Annotated in this window: 11 protein-coding genes; 2 read left to right on the top strand and 9 right to left on the bottom strand. The window is 71.8% G+C overall.

Annotated elements, in window-relative coordinates; all coding sequences use genetic code 11:
* Positions 1-3 precede the first annotated feature (3 nt).
* From ACIPXM_RS31630 to ACIPXM_RS31600, 7 genes are all read right to left on the bottom strand, one after another.
* Positions 4-5,907 carry a type I polyketide synthase gene (locus ACIPXM_RS31630; RefSeq protein WP_401662622.1) on the bottom strand — a complete coding sequence of 1,968 codons (5,904 nt, stop codon included), beginning with the start codon at positions 5,905-5,907 and terminating at the stop codon, positions 4-6.
* Complete coding sequence (locus ACIPXM_RS31625; protein WP_401662620.1) at positions 5,904-6,998, bottom strand: enediyne biosynthesis protein; 1,095 nt, start codon at positions 6,996-6,998, stop codon at positions 5,904-5,906. The genes ACIPXM_RS31630 and ACIPXM_RS31625 overlap by 4 nt, the downstream gene beginning before the upstream one ends.
* 2 nt (positions 6,999-7,000) lie before the next feature.
* Positions 7,001-8,851, bottom strand: a complete 1,851-nt coding sequence (locus tag ACIPXM_RS31620) for a CRTAC1 family protein (protein WP_401662618.1) — start codon at positions 8,849-8,851, stop codon at positions 7,001-7,003.
* Positions 8,852-8,907: 56 nt separating this feature from the next.
* Complete coding sequence (locus ACIPXM_RS31615) at positions 8,908-9,894, bottom strand: DUF1702 family protein (RefSeq protein WP_401662616.1); 987 nt, start codon at positions 9,892-9,894, stop codon at positions 8,908-8,910.
* A 102-nt stretch (positions 9,895-9,996) separates the two neighbouring features.
* Positions 9,997-10,980 carry a DUF1702 family protein gene (locus ACIPXM_RS31610; protein ID WP_401662614.1) on the bottom strand — a complete coding sequence of 328 codons (984 nt, stop codon included), beginning with the start codon at positions 10,978-10,980 and terminating at the stop codon, positions 9,997-9,999.
* 107 nt (positions 10,981-11,087) lie between these two features.
* Complete coding sequence (locus ACIPXM_RS31605) at positions 11,088-11,531, bottom strand: winged helix-turn-helix transcriptional regulator (RefSeq protein ID WP_401662612.1); 444 nt, start codon at positions 11,529-11,531, stop codon at positions 11,088-11,090.
* Positions 11,532-11,717: 186 nt separating this feature from the next.
* Positions 11,718-12,935, bottom strand: coding sequence for an IS701 family transposase (locus ACIPXM_RS31600; RefSeq protein WP_401662610.1), 1,218 nt, complete (start codon positions 12,933-12,935; stop codon positions 11,718-11,720).
* Positions 12,936-13,234: 299 nt separating this feature from the next.
* Between ACIPXM_RS31600 and ACIPXM_RS31595 the strand changes: the two genes are divergently transcribed.
* Positions 13,235-13,855 carry a TetR family transcriptional regulator gene (locus tag ACIPXM_RS31595; RefSeq protein WP_401662608.1) on the top strand — a complete coding sequence of 207 codons (621 nt, stop codon included), beginning with the start codon at positions 13,235-13,237 and terminating at the stop codon, positions 13,853-13,855.
* A 31-nt stretch (positions 13,856-13,886) separates the two neighbouring features.
* Here the strand turns inward: ACIPXM_RS31595 and ACIPXM_RS31590 are convergent, their stop codons facing one another.
* Both ACIPXM_RS31590 and ACIPXM_RS31585 read right to left on the bottom strand, forming a co-directional pair.
* Positions 13,887-14,849 carry an NAD-dependent epimerase/dehydratase family protein gene (locus ACIPXM_RS31590; RefSeq protein WP_401662606.1) on the bottom strand — a complete coding sequence of 321 codons (963 nt, stop codon included), beginning with the start codon at positions 14,847-14,849 and terminating at the stop codon, positions 13,887-13,889.
* Positions 14,846-15,475, bottom strand: a complete 630-nt coding sequence (locus ACIPXM_RS31585) for a ScbR family autoregulator-binding transcription factor (protein ID WP_401662604.1) — start codon at positions 15,473-15,475, stop codon at positions 14,846-14,848. The genes ACIPXM_RS31590 and ACIPXM_RS31585 overlap by 4 nt, the downstream gene beginning before the upstream one ends.
* A 144-nt stretch (positions 15,476-15,619) precedes the next feature.
* Between ACIPXM_RS31585 and ACIPXM_RS31580 the strand changes: the two genes are divergently transcribed.
* Entirely contained in the window at positions 15,620-16,543 is a 924-nt protein-coding gene (locus tag ACIPXM_RS31580; protein ID WP_401662602.1) for a ScbA/BarX family gamma-butyrolactone biosynthesis protein, read from the top strand.
* Positions 16,544-17,096: the final 553 nt, after the last annotated feature.

The raw sequence follows: 17,096 nt of genomic DNA, 5'->3' as shown, positions 1-17,096 counted from the left end.
GGTCTAGGACCGCCCTTCGGGAAGAGGTGTCTCGTGGGTGAGGAAGGCGAAGACCGCGGGCTCCAGGGCGTCCCGCAGCGCGGTGACGAACGTCGCGATCCGCAGGTCACCGGCGGCGAACACCACCCAGGCGTCCTTGCGGCGCGGCAGCACCGTCAGCGGGGCGCCCGCCATGATGCCCGCCTTGCGCAGGCACTCCACGGCCCCCCACACGCGGGTGGCGGCGGTGTCCGGCGCCTCGCCGGTCTCCTTGGCGACCAGTTCGGCGACCGGCGCGTGGTCGCCGAGCAGCCCGCGCCACTCGTGCGCGGAGCGCATGCTGACCGCCTCGATGTCGCAGGCGACCTCGGTGTCGGAGACGGCGCTGAGGGTGACCCCCAGGCCGTGCGCCGCCGACATCGACATGTGGCGGCCGGGCTCCAGTTCGGGCCGCCCGTCCGGCCGGTGCCGGACCGCGACCGGTCCGCCGAGGGCCCGCGCGGCGGCGTCGGCGGTGAAGCCGCGCCGCTGGGCGACGGACCCGGCCGGGGCGTCCCCGTGCGGCTCGACGGCGACCGCGATCCGGCTGCCGACGACGTCCTCCAGGGACCGCTCCAGGTAGGGGCCGAGCAGCGGCGCGACCCACGGGCCCGACCCGTCGGTCTTGCGCACCGCGTGCAGGGTCAGCCCCTCCCAGCGCTCGACGACGGTGCCGTCGGCGTCGCGCACGGCGATGTCGTACACATAGGTGTCGCCGTCCCGGCTGCGCTCGACCGCGGTGTAGCGCAGCTGGTCGGGGACGTGCGCGCCGGAGCCGAGGGCGTGGATCCGCTCGACGCCCGAGGGCAGCAGGGTGGCGTCCGGGACGCACACCTGGTTGCCGTGCATGAGCGCGTCGCGCATGCCCGGGTCGGCGAGCAGCAGCTCGCCCGGCAGGAAGCCGGCGAACCAGCCCTCGGGCTGCTGCTGGACGGCGACCTCGGCGTCCACGTGCCGCGCGGCGGCCCGGTGGAAGCGGCGCAGCCGCTGGAAGCGGGCGCCCTGGAACAGCACCCCGCCGTACAGGTCGGTGGCCGGGTCGAGCGGCACCACCGGGGTGTCCTCGGGCACCTGGAGCGGCGGGCCGTCCGGCGCCGGGGTCCCGCCGAAGATCAGCCGGGCCCGGAAGTGCTCGGCGACGAAGCCGGTGTCCTCGGCGTGGATGGCCACGTCGACGGTGTCGGTGTCGGTGACGGTCGCCGCGATCCGGATCCGGGTGCTGCCGTTCGGCGGCACCACGATCGGGCGCAGGAACCTGGCGCCCTCGATGACCGGGGCGGTGCCGGTGCGGCCGGTGACGGCGGACGCGACCTGGGTCATCGCCTCCATGCCGATGACGGCGGGCAGCAGCAGGTTGCCGTCGAGCAGGTGGTCGGCCAGGTACGGGTCGGTGCCCGCGTTCAGCTCGACCTCGGTGACCAGCTCCACGCCGTGGTAGCGCACCAGCGGGTCGCCGGTGAAGCGCAGCATCGGCATCGGGGGCAGGTCGCGCCGTACGGTGTCGATGCCTTCGGTACGGCCGCTGATGACCGTGACGACGGGCGCGTCCGGGTCCTCGATCAGCCGCAGCAGGATCGCCACGCCCTGGTCCGGGGAGACCGGCACGATGCCCTCGCGGGAGAGCGACTCGACGACGGAGAGCTTCTCGCCCATGCCGACGCCGGACCACACCGACCACTCCATGCAGCGGGCCCGGAGGTCGGGGTGGGTGCGGGCCACGTCCTCGGTGAGGTCGGCCAGCCACTCGTTGGCGGTGGCGTAGTGGGCCTCGCCGCGCAGTCCGGCCCGGCCGATGATGCTGCCGAAGCTGACGAGCAGCTTGAGCCGCTCGGGGCCGACCGCGTCGAGGACCGTGCGCAGCCCGTCGACCTTGGGGGCGAAGGTGCGGTCGAAGTCCTCACCGGTGAGCCCGGTCAGCGCGCCCGGCCGGTTGAGCCCGGCGCCGTGCAGCAGACCGGTGATCGGGCCGAGCGCCTCGGTCAGTTCGGTGACGGCGGCCGTGACCTGCTCGGTGACGGTGACGTCGGCGCGGGCGTAGTGCACCCGCACGCCGCTGCCGCGCATCCGGTCGAGGTTCTCGGCGAGTTCGGCGTCCTGGGCCGGGTCGGACCGGCCGAGCACGGCGAGCGCGGCGCCGGTCTTCTGCGCCACGGCGAGGGCGCACTCGGCGGAGATGCCCTTGCCGCCGCCCGTCACGAGCAGCACGTCGGTGCCGTCGAGCGGGACGTCGGTGCGCTCCGGCTTCACGGGCAGCGCCCGCAGCGTCGGCACCCGGCGCGCCCCGGCCTGGTCGTAGTGGACCTCGGCGAACCGGGTGGTCGCCGCCACCTCGGCCACGACCCGCTCCACGACGTCCTCGGTCTGCGGGGTGTGGACGACGGTGGTGCGCAGGTGCGGGGCCTCCAGGTGCAGCGTCTTGACCAGTCCGGCCGCGCCGCGGCCGTCCTGGACGAGGACGAAGCGGCGGGCCCGGTCACCGGCGAGCGCGCTCTTGGCGGCGGCCAGGACCTGCTCGACCTCGGCGCGCGGGCAGCCCTTGGCGAGGACGGCGAGCACACCGGAGCCGAGCCCGGCAGCGGCGAGCGCGGTACGGAGCTGCTCGGCGTACGGGTGGCCCGCGGAGCCGAACAGTTCCCAGGCGCCGTCGGTGCCGTCGGTGACGCCGTACGGCCGGGCGACCTCGTCGAGGTCGACGGCGAACGGCCGGGCCCACGGGGCCGCGCCCGCGACGACCGGCGTCTCGGACTCGGGGGCGGCGCCGCCGGTGCTGACCAGGGTGTCCAGCGCCTCGGCGAGTTCGGCCAGGGTGGCGGTGGCGAAGTTGGTCGGCACCTGGGCGGCGGCGATCCCGAGGCGGGACGCCGCCTGGTTGACGATCTGGCCGACGGTGATGGAGCTCATGTGCAGGTCGTCGAGGAGACGGCTGTCCGGGTCGACGAGGTCGGCGGGCAGCTCGGCGCGCTCCGCGACGAGCGCGCGCAGCACCTCGATGGCGTCGCCGCCCTCGGCGCCGTCGGCGCCGTCCGTCGCGGGCTCCGCGGCGGCGGCCGGGGCCGTCTGCGCGGTGTCCCGGGCGGCGGCGGCCTGGGGCGCCGCCTTGGCCGCGGCCTTCACGGCGGCCAAGGCGGCCCGCTCGGCGCGCGGCGCGCGCTCGGTCTGCGGCAGGTCGCGCGGGGCCTGCTCGCAGGGGTTGGCGAGGAAGGAGAACTCCTGGCCGACCTCCAGGGGCCGGATCAGCCGGTCCTGGAACAGCCGCTCCAGGTCGACCGGCGCGCCCGCGACGTACGCGGCACCGGCCACCTGCAACAGGCTGCGCAGCGACTCGTCGTCGGTGTTGAGCGCGACGGCCGGGACGCCGGTGGTGGCGCGGGCCAGCGAGCTGAGCACCCGGCCGGGGCCGACCTCGACGAACAGGTCGATGCCGCGGGCGGCTTCGCTGACGGCCTGGGTGAACTTGACCGGGCCGGTGATCTGCTCGGCGAGCAGCGCGGCCAGGTCGGTGGCGGGGGTCAGTTCCTCACCGGTGACGGTGGAGACGACCCGGCCGGCGACGGTGCCGACCTCGGCGTCCGCGAGCCAGCCGCCGAAGGACGCGGCGGAGGCGGCGACCAGCGGCGAGTGGAAGGCGTGCGAGACGTTCAGGCGGGTGCAGGGGATCTCGGACCGCTCGGCCCTGCGCTGCACCTCCTCGATCTCGTCGACCGGTCCCGCGACGACCGTCTGCTCGGGGCCGTTGTATCCGGCGACGACGACGGACAGGCCCTCGATGAGCTGCTCGGCCCGCTCGGGCTTGACGCTCAGCGAGGCCATGGTGCCCGAGGCGCTGTGCTCGGCCATCGCCTTGCCGCGGACCCGGGCGGCCGCGAGGAGGGTGTCCTCGTCGAGGGCGCCGGACCAGTGCAGGGCGGACAGTTCGCCGAGGCTGTGGCCGACGGCGACGGCGGCGTCGAGGCGCAGCGCGTCGAGCACCCGCAGGCCGGCGGCGGAGCCGGTGGCGATGCGCGGCTGGGCCACGTCGGTGGCGACCATGTCGCCGGTGGTGGGCAGCGCGGCCCGGTCGAAGACCTCGGCGGCCTCCGGGAAGCGCCGGCGCAGCGCGCCGCCGCCGGTGCCGGTGCCGGAGCCCTGGCCGGGGAAGAGGAAGCCGATCCGGGCGGGCCCGGTGGCGCGGCCGAGGAAGCTGCGGCCGTCGGCGGCGGTGTACGCCGTCTCGCCGGACTCCAGCAGCCCGGCCAGGTGGGTCAGGCGGCGCTCGGCGTCCTCCGGGGAGGTGACGACGACGGCCGCGCGGTGCGCGAGGCCGCGCAGTTCGCGCTGCAGGGTGGCGGCGAGGTCGGCGACCTGGCCGTAGGAGACCTGCGCGGCGAAGGCGGCGACCTCGGTGAGCCGGGCGCGCAGCGCCTTGGCCGAATCGCCGTCGACGACGAGGAGTTCGGCGTCCTGGAGGGCGTGCGCCAGGGTGGCGGAGCGACGGCTCGGGGCCGTACGGCGCCGTCCGGCGGGCTCGTCGAGGACGACGTGGGTGTTGATGCCGCCGAAGCCCATGGCGGTGACACCGGCGCGCCGGGGGGCGTTCTCGGGCCATGCCTCGGCCTTGCGCAGCGCCTTGAGGTTGGCCTTCTCCTCGCCGAGCAGCTCGTGCGGGTCGGTGGTGCCGATCGCGGGCGGCAGGGTCTGGTGGTTGACGGCCATGGCCGCCTTGATCAGACCGGCGACACCGGCGGCGGCCTTGGTGTGGCCGATCATGCCCTTGATGGACGTGATGGCCGCGAGCGGCGCCTCGGGGTCGGCGGCCCGGCGGGCGCCCATGAGGGCGGTGAGCTCGGTGGCGTCGCCGACGGCGGTGCCGGTGCCGTGGCCCTCGAAGAGCCGGACGGTCTCGATGCCGAACCCGGCCTTGTCGTAGGCGCGGCGCAGGGCCAGCTGGTAGCCGCTGACCTCGGGGCGGGTGATGCCGCCCTGGCCGTCGGACGAGACGCCCCAGCCCGCGATGGTCGCGTAGATGCGGTGGCCGGCCGCGAGCGCGTCCGCCTCGCGCATCAGCACGATCATGCCGCAGCCCTCGCCGGGCCAGAAGCCGTTGGAGCCGCGGTCGTAGAGCTTCATCTCGCCCTTGGCGAGGGCACCGGTCTTGGCGAAGCCGATGATCTCGAAGGGGTCGATGGACAGGTCCACGCCGCCCGCGACGGCGACGTCGAGGTCGCCGTTGAGGAGCGCGGTGCCCGCGGTGGTGACCGAGAGCAGCGAGGACGAGCAGGCGCCGTCGACGGTGTAGCCGCCGCCGTTCAGGTCGAAGTGGTTGCAGATCCGGCCCGCGATGGTGTTGGCGAGGCCGCCCGCGAGGGTGTCCTCGTCGATCGCCGGGAACGGCTCCTTGTACGCGTGCTCGACGTCGTCGAGGAACTCGGCGATCCGCTCGTCGTCCCAGACGTCCTGCTCCTTGAGCGCGGACGCCATCACCCGGCGGACGTACGGCCAGCGCAGCCGCATCACGTTGGCGCGGGAGAACTCGCCGGTGAGGGTGTTGCCGACGACGACGCCGGTGCGCTCGCGGGGCAGGCCCTCGCCGCCGGCGAAACCGGCGTCGGCGAGCGCGCGGCCCGCGGTGTCCAGGGCGAGCCAGTGGGTGAGGTCGGTCGACCGGAAGGTGCTGCCCGCGATCTTGTGGGCGATCCGGTCGAACTCGTAGCCCTCGATGACCGCGGCGTTGCGGGCGTAGAAGGTGTCGGGGGTGGTCGGGTCGGCGTCCCAGTAGTCGTCCAGGTTCATCCGGACGTCGGGCAGCCGGCGGAACGCGCGCCGTCCGGCGACGGCGTTGTCCCACAGCTCATGGGGGTTGGTGGCGTCGGGATAGCGGCAGGCCATGCCGACGATGGCGATCCTGGTCATGCGGTCACCGGTATCTTCTGGGTCTCGGTCTCGGCGGTCGCGGGGGCCGGGCAGGCGCAGGCGCCGGCGGGGCAGGCGCAACCGGCCGCGTCGGCGGCGGTCGCCTCGGACGTCCCGGCCTCGGTCTTCGCGGCCTCGGCGGCGGCGTCGGCCTGGGCGACGGAGTGGGTCACGGCGGCGAGCGCGAGGGCTTCCTCGGCGCGCTTCTTCGAGACGATGTCGGCGGTCCACAGGAACGCGCCGCGGACGGCGCAGACGATGGCGGTGGCGAAGAAGATGCCGTACGCGACGCTCATCGCGGTGAGCACGCCGTACATCGCGGCGACACCGCCGCCGAAGGCGATCTGGCCCCACTTGGACGACGGCGTGGTGCCCGGGTCCGTGATCATGTAGTTGGTGAACAGGACGAAGGCGACGCCGGTCATCATCGCGAGGCCCGCGGGGATGGACGTGTCGAACAGCACGCCGCGGACGACGGCCTGGAGGGCGAAGCCGCCGACCCAGGCGAGGATCAGCCACATGCGCTCGGTCAGCTTGGCGTTGAGCATCGTGCCGAGGGTGAGGATGACGGCCGGGACCAGCCAGTCGAAGCCGCCGTCGAGGTACTCGGTGAAGTGGTACGGCGGGGCGATCGAGGCCCACGGGAACACCAGGAGGATGACGGCGATGCCGAAGTTCGACGGGTTCATGAAGTGCCGCAGGCGGCCCTTGACCGGGGCGCGCAGCACCCACTTGGTGCCGACGGCGACGAGGACGCCGAACACCATGACCCAGACGAGGTCGTTGACGTAGGTGAGCATGTTCACGGCGAGCGAGGTGATGTGCGCCGGGAGCAGGAACTCCATCACGCCCTTGGCGCCGCCGCCGAGGAAGCGCGGGGTGCGGCCCTCGGCGCGGGCGCCGAGCAGCTCCAGCAGGATCTCGAAGGTGTAGCCGGTGGCGAGCGCGATGAACGGCCAGGTCCAGGGCTGCTCGAAGCCGAGGACGGTGTAGCCGACGATGTTGAGGACGGAGATGGAGATCGCGAACCGGCGGAGCGCGGTCACGACCTTCGGGTTGTGGCGCGGTGCGGTGGTCTTCTGCGCGGACATCGTCACTTCTCCTTGACCTGGGTGCCCAGCTCGAGGCTGTGCCAGCCCGGCGTGAGCTTCAGCTTCTGCTCGTGGATCTGTCCGTCGCGGTCACGCCAGGTGATCATCGCGGGGACGGGGCCCTTGACGTCCTTGCCGAGGCCGAGGTGGATGTCGGTGGCGCGCTTGCCGGAGTGGCCGCCGCCGCCGTCGAGGCGCGTGATGCGCTTGGAGCCGTCGGGGAGTTCGACGCAGAGCTCGGCGCCGACGACGGGGGCGCCGTCCGGGTGGGTGAGCTTCAGGCCCAGGTAGGAGCCGGTGTTCTTGGCGACGTTGTGCAGGAAGACCGGCTCGCCCCACTGGCGGGCGACCGCCAGGTCGAGACGGCCGTCGCCGTCGGCGTCACCGGTGGCCAGGCCGCGGGTCGGGACCGGCTCGCCGATGCCGAGGGCGACGGAGAGGTTGTGGTACTCGCCGGTCTCGGCGTCCTTGGCGAAGAAGCGCATGCGCTGGCTGCCGGCGAGGTCGTCGCCGTGCTTGACGTTCGGCCACCACAGCGGGTTCGGGACCAGCGCGTCGTTGGCGGTGGCCAGCTCCTGGAGCTGCGGCCAGCGGTTGGTCTTGCCCTTGACGAAGCCGAGCGCCTGGGTGATCTCCAGGTCGCCGTTGTTGTCGAAGTCGCCCATCTTGACGTCCCAGCCCCAGCCGGACCAGGCGAGCTTCAGGTCGGTCGAGCGGTCCTTGAACGGCGCCTCGCCCTGCTTCAGCTTGGCCTGGACCTCGGAGCGGGACTCGGCGGTGTCGATGAACGCGAAGTTCGACTCCTGGATGCCGAAGGAGGTCGTGATGTTGCTGACGAACATGTCGTACAGGCCGTCGTTGTTCAGGTCGCCGAAGTCGACGCCCATGCCCTTGAAGGAGCTGCGGCCCATTTCCTTCGACTTCGGCACGGTGCCGCTGTGCACGGCCTTGACCTCGGAGAACTTGATGTTGCCCGGCGTCGAGGTGTTGTAGAGCAGCGCGGAGGTGCCGAAGTCATGGGCGAGGAACAGCTCGGGCAGCCGGTCGCCGTCGAGGTCGGCGGCGGACGCGCCGAGCGACCAGCCCTTGTTCAGCTGCTGCGGGATGGCGCCGTCGACCTTCTCGTAGCCGTCCTTCGTCCACCGGAAGATGTGGGCGCCGCCGCCGTTCTGGGCGTGCGAGAGCGACGCGTTCATGGTGACGTCGCCGTCCTTGGACGGGTCGAGGACCGGGCTGTCCGGGAAGTAGTTGCCGACCAGGATGTCGTTGTGGCCGTCACCGTCGAAGTCGGCGACCGCGGCGGAGTTGGAGTTCCACAGCGGGCCGGTGTAGGTGGCGCCGGGCTTGCCGGGCATCAGCTCGGTGGGCGTGAAGGAGGCGGCGGTCAGCGGCTTCCCCTTCTCCCCCTTGTTCACGAAGATGACCGGGGTGCGGCCCCAGTAGTAGACGAGGAGGTCCATGCGGCCGTCCTCGTTGTAGTCGCCGGGCATGCAGCCCATCGGCGCCATCGTCTTGCTGGTGCCGAGCGGCCCCGGGTTCAGCGCGAACGGCGCGTACTTGTCCTTGCGGGTGGGTGCCGGGGTGACGACCGCCTGGTCGATCCGCACGTCGTTCACGCACAGGTCGTTGTCGAGACCGTCGCCGTCGAGGTCGTTGATGGCGATACCGGCGCCGACCGAGGAGATCCACGCCTCGATGTGCTGGTACGCCTTGTTGACCTTGCGGACCTCCTGCTTCTCGAATCCCGCGGGCATCGCGATCGACATCGGCTCGAAAGCGAAGTTCTTCGCCAGCTTGTCGATCTCGGCGGCTGAGGAATCAGGCAGCCGGACGCCGTAGAACGTGCCCACCATGACGGCGAGTGCGACGATTCCCGGTGAATTCCTGCGAAGCCAGTTCTTTGTGACCGTCACTGGTCGGCACCTTTCGAAATGAGCGAGTCGGAAGCGAGTGCGGCGGCGATGTCGAGCCGCCATTTCTCGTAGGCCGGGGAGGCTCCCCCGACGGCCTGGGCGGGCCGGGTCTCCCGGCACAGCTCCGAGGCCCGTTCGGTGGTCGTGCCGCACACGACACGGGCCGCGAGATGGGTGTGGTCGATGACCGTGCCGGCCTTGACGCGGGCCTCGGTGGCGAAGGCCGCCCCCTGGGCGAGCGCCCAGCGGTGCTCGCCCGCGCCCTCCACGAAGCGGGCGAGCTCGTCCTCGGTGACCCCGCCCGCGTAGGAGCAGGCGAGCCCGGCGCCCGCGTACAGGTCGCTGTGACGGCGCTCGTCGTAGGACCGGATCAGCTCGGTGACGACGTCGGGGTCGGTGCCGCCGACGAACCACAGCGCCCGGCCGATGCCCTGGTCGACGGCGTTCAGGGTGTAGTGGTTGTGCCCGCCGTTCCAGCGGAACGGGTGCTGGATCTCCGGGGTCCGCACGTACGAGGCGGTCTTGAAGTACGCCTGGTGGAAGCCGTACCCGTCGAGCGCCAGCCAGCGCAGCAGCGGGTCGGTGGTGCGGATGTCGGGCCACAGCGGCTTCGGCAGCCGGGCCATCGCCCAGCCGACCCCGACGTAGATCATGTAGTCGTGGTGGGCGCCCGCACCGGCCAGCAGACCGGCGAGCCGGCCGCCGTGCCCGGGCAGCGAGTCGTAGACCGCCGCGCCCATGCCCGCGCCCTCGTAGGCGAAGCCGCGCACGTCCCGCGGCACGGTCTCCAGGAGTTCCTCCGCCTCGGCGGGCGACCCGGCCTCCACCGCGTACGCGTACCCCTGGAGAAATACCTCCCCGATGTGCTCGAGCCTGGCCTTTGCTTCCGCATTCTTCACATGAAAGCCACGGACTTCCATGGTCGTCTCGGAAACAGGCGGTGTGAGCAATCGGCGTCGGAATGCACCAAAAACACTGGACACGGCAGTAGACCGCCCCTCTCGAATCCCTCTCGAATCCCTGAATTTCCCCCAGCGAATCGAATCTAGCCAGCGGGCCCGGAGGGGCGTCTACTTCAGATGTGCTCAAACAACGAGGGCACCGGCACCGAGTTGCGTCCGCACATTTCGCCGCCACACCTCGTAGGCCGGTCCGGCACCCGCCTCGGGGGCGTCGGCCGCGCAGTCGTCGGCGAGCCGGGCGACGGCCTCGACGGTGCGCCCGGTGAACGCGGCGACGGCCGCCTCGCTGTGCTCGGGCACGAACCCGGCGTGGTGCCGGGCCTTGGCCGCGAACACCGAGCCCTGCGCCAGGTGGTCGGCGTGCTCGCCCGCCTCCGCGCGCAGCGCGGCCAGGTCCGCGGGGGTGCTGCCGCCCGCGAAGGTGGCGGCCAGGCCGACCCCGCTCCACAGATCGGCCCTGCGGTCACCGGCGAACGCCCGTACCGCCGCGGAGACATGACCCACGTGCCCGCCGTGGATGAACCACAGCGCGCGGCCGACGCCCTGGTCGAAGGCGCGCTGCCAGTAGGAGGCGTCGCCGTCCCAGTCGTAGGGGGTGTCGAGCCGCTGCCCGCCGACCCAGGTCTCGGTGTCGAAGTAGGCCCGGTCGAAGCCGTAGCCGTCGACGCACAGCCAGCTCATCGCCGGGTACAGGTCGGGCTCGGTCAGGGTGGGCACGAGCTTCTTCCACAGCGGCCTGGGCAGCTTGGCCATGGCGAAGCCGATGCCGATGTAGTTGAGGAAGATGTGCGGCCGGCCGCCGCCGCGCAGCAGGTCGGCGGCGCGGTGCCCGGCGGGGCCCATGGTGTCGCGGATGGCCGAGGCCATGGTGGCGCCCTCGTAGGCGAAGCCGCGGTTGAGCGGGTCGACCAGCGCGAGCCTGCGCTCGGTGGTGGCCAGGTCCTTGTCCTCGATGCCCCACTCGAAGCCGGTCACGACGGCCTGCGGCACGGCCTCCAACTGCCGTGTGAGCGGGGTCGGTTCGACCGTGAAGCCACGCCCGGCGAAGCTCACGTCGTCCAGGGACGGGGCCATCAAAAGCCTGCGCAGCGCTCCCAGTGCGGGCACGGACGCCTCCTCGTACGCGCCGCTTTCGGTCAGGGCGGCGGGGGCTGTCATCGTGGGCGCGCCGGATGTCCGGCGGCATCTTCCCCGTTGCCCTCCCGCCCCGGTGTTCAGCGGATGCGGCGCACGTCCACTTCCTCGTCGTGCACGGCCCGCCCGCAGGAGCCGCAGTGCAGCTCGACGTGGACGCTGCCGTCACAGCCGATGTGGTCGGCCCGGCGCGGCGGGCCCAGCTCCTGCGGCAGGTTGCGGTCGCCCCACTGCATGAGGGCGATCACGGCCCGGGTCAGGTCCCGGCCGACGGGGGTGAGCCGGTACTCGTAGCGCACCGGCTTGTCCTGGTACGGCACCCGCTCCATGATCTCCTGCTCGACCAGCCGGGCCAGCCGGGTGGAGAGCACGTTGCGCGCGATGTCGAGGTGGGCGAGGAACCCGTCGAAGCGCGAGGTGCCGAGCAGCGCGGAGCGGATGATCAGCAGGGTCCAGCGCTCGCCGATCACCTCGAGCGACCGGGCGAGGTTGCAGTCCTGTCCCTCGTACGTGTGCTTCAGCATGCGCTCACTCTAGGGCGGGGCGGGTTGCGTGAAGGAACCCGAGTTGGCGAAGTCGTCCCGGGTTCCTTCGGCAATACGAGCGATGCGAATGAGGCGAGCGGTACGGATGAGGCGGGCGGTACGAACAGGGTGGGCGGGCCGGACGAGCCGGACCGGACCGCCTGCCCCGCCGGACCGCCCGCCGGGTCAGGCGGCGGCCGCCAGCATCCGCTCGCCGCCACCGGTCGGCGGCTGCCCCCGGTGCAGGCTGTTGTAACCGTACGTGGCGGACACCAGCGTCATGTGGTGGTGCCAGCCCGGGAAGGACCGGCCCTCGAAGTCGAGCAGTCCGAAGTCCTCGCTCATCTCCCGCACCGACTCCCCCGCGTGCGCGAGGGTCCTGGTCAGCGCGAGCACCGACTCCATCCGGGCGTGGGTGAGGCTGGTCAGCCACAGCTGGACCGGGCGGCGGCCGTTGTCGGGGCGGACCGCGAACAGCCGGTAGGTGCGGTGGATGCGCTCCCCGCCCGGGCCGGTCTGCGGCAGCCGCACGAAGCTGGACATGACCGTGATGTGCCGGCCGCGCCCGTCCCAGGAGGCGACGTTCTCCATCCGGGTCAGGGTGCCCGCGTCGAACTCGAAGAGGTTGCGCGCCGCGAGCACCAGGCCCTGGGCGTCGCCGCCCGCTTGCGGACGCTGCACCCGCAGGTGACGGCCGACCGCGACCTGGAGCGCGTCCGGGACGGCGACGACGAAGTCACGGCCGCGCAGCGCCAGGCCCTGCACCAGGGCGGTCGCGCTGGTGCCGCCGAGCGCGTCGAGGTCGGCGACGACCGGCAGCGGGGTGGTCCTGCTGACGTCGGCGAGGGTGTCGACGAGGTCGAGGGCGTGCTGCTCGACGGTGCGCGGGCCGACCTCGGCGGGGATCCGGGCGCGCTCGCGCCGCTCGGGGTCCTTCGCCCAGGAGCCGGGCAGCAGCAGCCGCCAGTCGACGGGCTGCGCGCGGTCGTAGGAGGAGAGGAACATCCCGACGCCGACCTGGCAGGTCACCGAACGGCCGGTGGAGGCGAGGAACCGGCGGTGCACACCGCAGGAGTGCTCGCCGCGCTTGCGCAGCACGGCCTGGCTGATCACCCAGGCGCGCGGGGCCATCTCCTGCTCGGCCCACCGGGTGAGCTCCGCGCGGACCGGCATCCAGTCCCAGGGGCTGGCGTTGACGAACTGGTGCAGCGACTGGGAGGCGGCCGGCGAGGCCGAGACCGCCGCGGCCAGGTTCCGCACCGACTTCTTGCCCGGCGTGGTGAGCAGACCCTGCATGTACGTCTGGGCCCAGCGGCGCTGGTCAGCCCTGGGCAGGCATTCGAAGATCCTCTCGGCGAACACCGGCACCGGCGTGCGATGCGTCGTCAGAGCGTGCACGGTCATGGCTCGTTCCCTCCCCTGCTCTCGGCCTGCGGCTGCTGACCACGCTAAAATAATAGCGAACGCCCTCTTTTTTTTGCGACTCAGGAGAGTTGCCGCATGCACTTCGGCAAGTCGGTCCCACCGCCGCTCGGCGGCTTGATCGTCCGCACCGCTGTGACCTGCGGATATCCAAGACACCTTGGGCAACTCGGCCTTGTCCGGCCCGACAGAAAGAGGCAACCCTTGGACAGGAAGGTGGTCGTGAGTCCCCCACGAGACAGCCCTCTTCGGGAGATGGTGTGGTGAAACAGGAGAGGGCCGTGCGTACGCGCCAGGCCCTGATGAAGGCGGCGGCGGAGGAATTCGACCGTCTTGGGTACGACGGCACCTCGCTGTCGGCCATCAGCAAGGCCGCAGGCATGTCGATAGGCGCGGTGACCTTCCACTTCCCGACGAAGGCCGATCTGGCCGACGCCGTGCAGGAAGAGGGCAGATCGGTGACGGTGGCGACGCTCGAACGCCTGGCGGCCGAGCCGATGACACCGTTGCGCATGGTCATCGATCTGACGCTGGAGCTGACCCGGCTGATGGAGCAGGAGCCCCCGGTGCGGTCCGCGATCCGGCTGAGCCGGGAACGGCCGGGCACGGAGTCCTGGTCGGACGCCTGGCTGCCGACCGTACGCAGCCTGCTCGACCGGGCATATGAGAGCGGGCAGCTCCACACGGACGCGCTGCCCGCGGACGTCACGACGCTGGTGGAACACCTGACCAGCGGCGCCGAGGCGTACCTGCGCAGCCGGATGGGTTCCGACCCCGCCTTCGAGAGCGCGGTCGCCCAGCTGAAGCGGGTATGGCGACTGGCCCTCGCGGGCGTCTCCGCCGAGGGAGCGACCGTCCCGAAGCAGCCCGGCGCTCCGGAGAGCCCCGCGCCGACGAGCTGAGCACGCGGACACGAAGGGGCGGGCGGCCATGTCAGGCCGCCCGCCCCTCGTCGAGCAGGTCCCGGTACCACGGCGCCGCCGCGGCCAGCCGGTCCACCGGTCCTGGGCCCGCGGGGCAGCCGGCGACCCGCCAGACCTCCTCGCTGTCGAACCAGAAGTCCTCGGCGAACAGCGAGAACTGACGTGGACTCAGCCGGGTTCCCGACGCCCGCAGTCGCTCCAGGCACGCCGCCAGCGGCAGCGCGCGCTCCGGCGCCGTCACGACCCCCGCACGGGCCAGTACGCCGACGAGCTCGGCCAGCCTCACCGGCTCGGGATGACCGGCGTGCCAGACCCGGCCGCCGGGCAGCGCGCCGCTCAGTCCGGCGTGCGCGATCAGCCGGGCCAGGTCCTCGACCGCGACGAGCGACAGCATCGCCCGCCCGCCGTCCCACAACGCCGGTACGGCGCCCAGGAGTTCGGCGAGCGCGGGCACGGCCCACCGGTCGCCCGCCCCGACCACGAGGCCGGGCCGCAGCACGCTCGCCCCGGCCGCGAGCGCGTACGCCTCGCCCGCCAGCCGGGTCCGGCTCGCCGGGGAGACCGGCGCGGGCACGACCTCGTCGACGGCGATGCCCCGGTACGGCCCGAGGCCGTAGACGGCGGCCGTCGACAGGTGCACCGACCGCCGCACCCCGGCGCGCGCGGCCTCCGCCATCAGGGCCTCGGTCCCCCGTACGTTGACCGCGGCGCACGACTCCTGGTCCGCGGCGACGAGCGCGGCGAGGTGCAGCAGCACGTCCGCCCCCGCGCAGACCCCCGCGAGCGAGCGCGGATCCGTCAGGTCGGCGTCGGCCCACTCGTCGGCACCGGCCGGACCGGCGGGCGCCCGCCGTCCGACCGCCCGCACGACGAGGGCCGCACCCCGCTCCTCACGCAGCCGCCGCAGCTCCCGTAAGACGGCCGATCCGATGAACCCGGTGGCCCCCGTCAACACCACACGGGTCGGTCTCACGCTGCGAACTTCTGTGCGTCCTGGGGGAATCGGAGCCCGGCGATGGCCTGCGGAGTGGCGATCGCCGGCAGCAGGTACCGCCACATCGAGCGCAGCCGCGAGGGGAGGTCGGCGCGCCCGGAGGCGACGTTCGAGAACACCTGGATACCGCTGTAGGCGCCGACGAGGACGTTGGCGAACTCCCGCTCGTCGACGCCCGGCAGCAGCTCGCCCTTCTCGCGCGCCGCGACCAGCAGTCCGTAGAACTGTTCGACCCACTCCTGATAGGCCGTGTCGTCCCGCATCCCGAAGTCGCCCTGCTCGACGGCGAGCCGGACGCTGGCCCGGAAGACCACGTTGGTCTGCAGCTCGCGGGCGAGGAAGAAGTTGAGGTCGATGAGGAGCTGCAGACCGTCGTGACCGGTCGGCGGGAAGTGCACGAACTCCTGCTGATGGGCCAGCACCGCCTGCGCCAGGCCGAGCTTCGACTTGAAGTGGAAGTACATCCCACCCTGCGTCACCTGGGCGCGCTCCATGATCTTGCTGATGCTGGCGCCGCTGTAGCCGTAGGTGTCGAACACCTCGGCCGCGGCATGCAGAATCGCCTCCCGCGTCTTGACGGCCCGGTCCTGCTTCGGCTCGTCCATCGGACTCGACCTGCCTCTCTCGACAAAAAAAACGAACGCCCTTATTTTACAAGTCGGCTCCAGCAACCGAAAGACCGACCCGGAGCCCTTCACATACGCACGCCCCAGGGGAGAGGCATGCTCATCACATCGGAACGTCCTGTTGTGACACGTCCCGCGCTGACCACGACGGTCGCCAAGGAGTACGTGCACCGCGCAGCACTGTCAGAGGTGTTCCTGACGGGATGGAACAAGGTCGGCCAGGACACCTTCACCGTCAGCGCCCAGTGGCCCCGCAGCCACAGCTTCTACGTGAACGAGCACGGCATGCACGACCCGCTCCTGCTCTGCGAGACGGTGCGCCAGACGTTCCCACTGTTGACGCACGTCGCCTACGACGTCCCCTTCGGCTACCAGCTCAGCTGGTCCCGCCTGCAGTTCGCGGTCAACCCACAGGCCCTGCGCATCGAGCGCACCCCCGCCGACCTGCAAATACACGCGGTGTTCTCGGACATCCGCTACCACAAGCAGCTTCCGGCCATGATGACCATGCACCTGGAGGTCGTCCGCAACGACTCCCTGGTCGCCATGGTCACCACCCGGTTCGGCTGTCACTCCCCCGCCGTCTACCAGCGGATGCGTGCCGGACGCAGCGACATCCCGGAGATCTTCGCGGCCGCGCCCCAGCCGCCGGAGCCCGTCTCGCGCAGCAGCGTCGGCAGACTTCGCCAGCAGGACATCGTCCTGTCGCCGACCGAGGAGAACCGCCGCTGGCAGCTCCGCGTCGACACCAGCCACCCGGTCCTGTTCGACCACGCCGTGGACCATGTGCCGGGGATGCTGCTCCTGGAGGCGGTCCGTCAGGCGGCCCACGCGTCCCAGCCGGTGGGCAGCGCCGCGATCCCCACCTCGATGGACATCTCCTTCAACCGCTACGTCGAGTTCGACCAGCCGTGCTGGATCGAGGCGGAGCCGGTCGACAACAACGATGCTTCCCCCGGCCGCCGTTCGATCCGTGTGAACGCCCTCCAGGGCGACACGTTCGCGTTCAACGCCACGACGGAGGTCATGGACATCACCACGCTCTGAGCGCCGGTGACTCACATCGGAGAAGGAAGGGTGAAAAGAGGGCTATAACAGGAGACGCGATCAACACCCCCTCCTCAGTGAGCCACCACTGAGGACCGGGAGTTGTCACAACACCGCCCGCCGAGCGCCAACTCGACGGGCGAGGCCCGTTCTGGGTGCCACCCCAGATCCGAGCCGTACCAATCAGGTTCTGCCAGAACCACCAAAGAGAAGAGCCGCTACCAACGGCTCACTACCTACCGCCCCAGAAAGCGAGGAGGTCGCCTACCACCCACCGAAGAGAGGCCACCTGTCCCCGAAGGGAGAGGCCGCCCACCCCCCGAAGGGAGAGGCATCGACAGCTCGATCTCGATCTCGACCTCGATGAAGCCCGATCTCGATGTAGAGCCGCACACGTCTCTGAGGAGAGACACCCTCATGATGAAGCAAAACGCTGTGATTCTCCAGCCCTCAGCGGACCTTTCTGCTCACGAACACACCTTTCGTGGCCAAATCTCCCCCATCGATTCCGGCCAAGTTTCGCCGGGAATCGCTCTTGCCATCCGTGAGACCA

Origin of the sequence: Streptomyces sp. NPDC090025, assembly GCF_044748125.1 — a bacterium.
Taxonomy (GTDB): domain Bacteria; phylum Actinomycetota; class Actinomycetes; order Streptomycetales; family Streptomycetaceae; genus Streptomyces.
This window is presented reverse-complemented; position numbering and strand designations above follow the sequence as displayed.

Coding starts and splice junctions, on each gene's coding strand:
- ACIPXM_RS31585 (WP_401662604.1), bottom strand. CDS start 15,475: ATGGACGAGCCGAAGCAGGACCGGGCCGTCAAGACGCGGGAGGCGATT.
- ACIPXM_RS31620 (WP_401662618.1), bottom strand. CDS start 8,851: ATGGTGGGCACGTTCTACGGCGTCCGGCTGCCTGATTCCTCAGCCGCC.
- ACIPXM_RS31625 (WP_401662620.1), bottom strand. CDS start 6,998: ATGTCCGCGCAGAAGACCACCGCACCGCGCCACAACCCGAAGGTCGTG.
- ACIPXM_RS31630 (WP_401662622.1), bottom strand. CDS start 5,907: ATGACCAGGATCGCCATCGTCGGCATGGCCTGCCGCTATCCCGACGCC.
- ACIPXM_RS31605 (WP_401662612.1), bottom strand. CDS start 11,531: ATGCTGAAGCACACGTACGAGGGACAGGACTGCAACCTCGCCCGGTCG.
- ACIPXM_RS31600 (WP_401662610.1), bottom strand. CDS start 12,935: ATGACCGTGCACGCTCTGACGACGCATCGCACGCCGGTGCCGGTGTTC.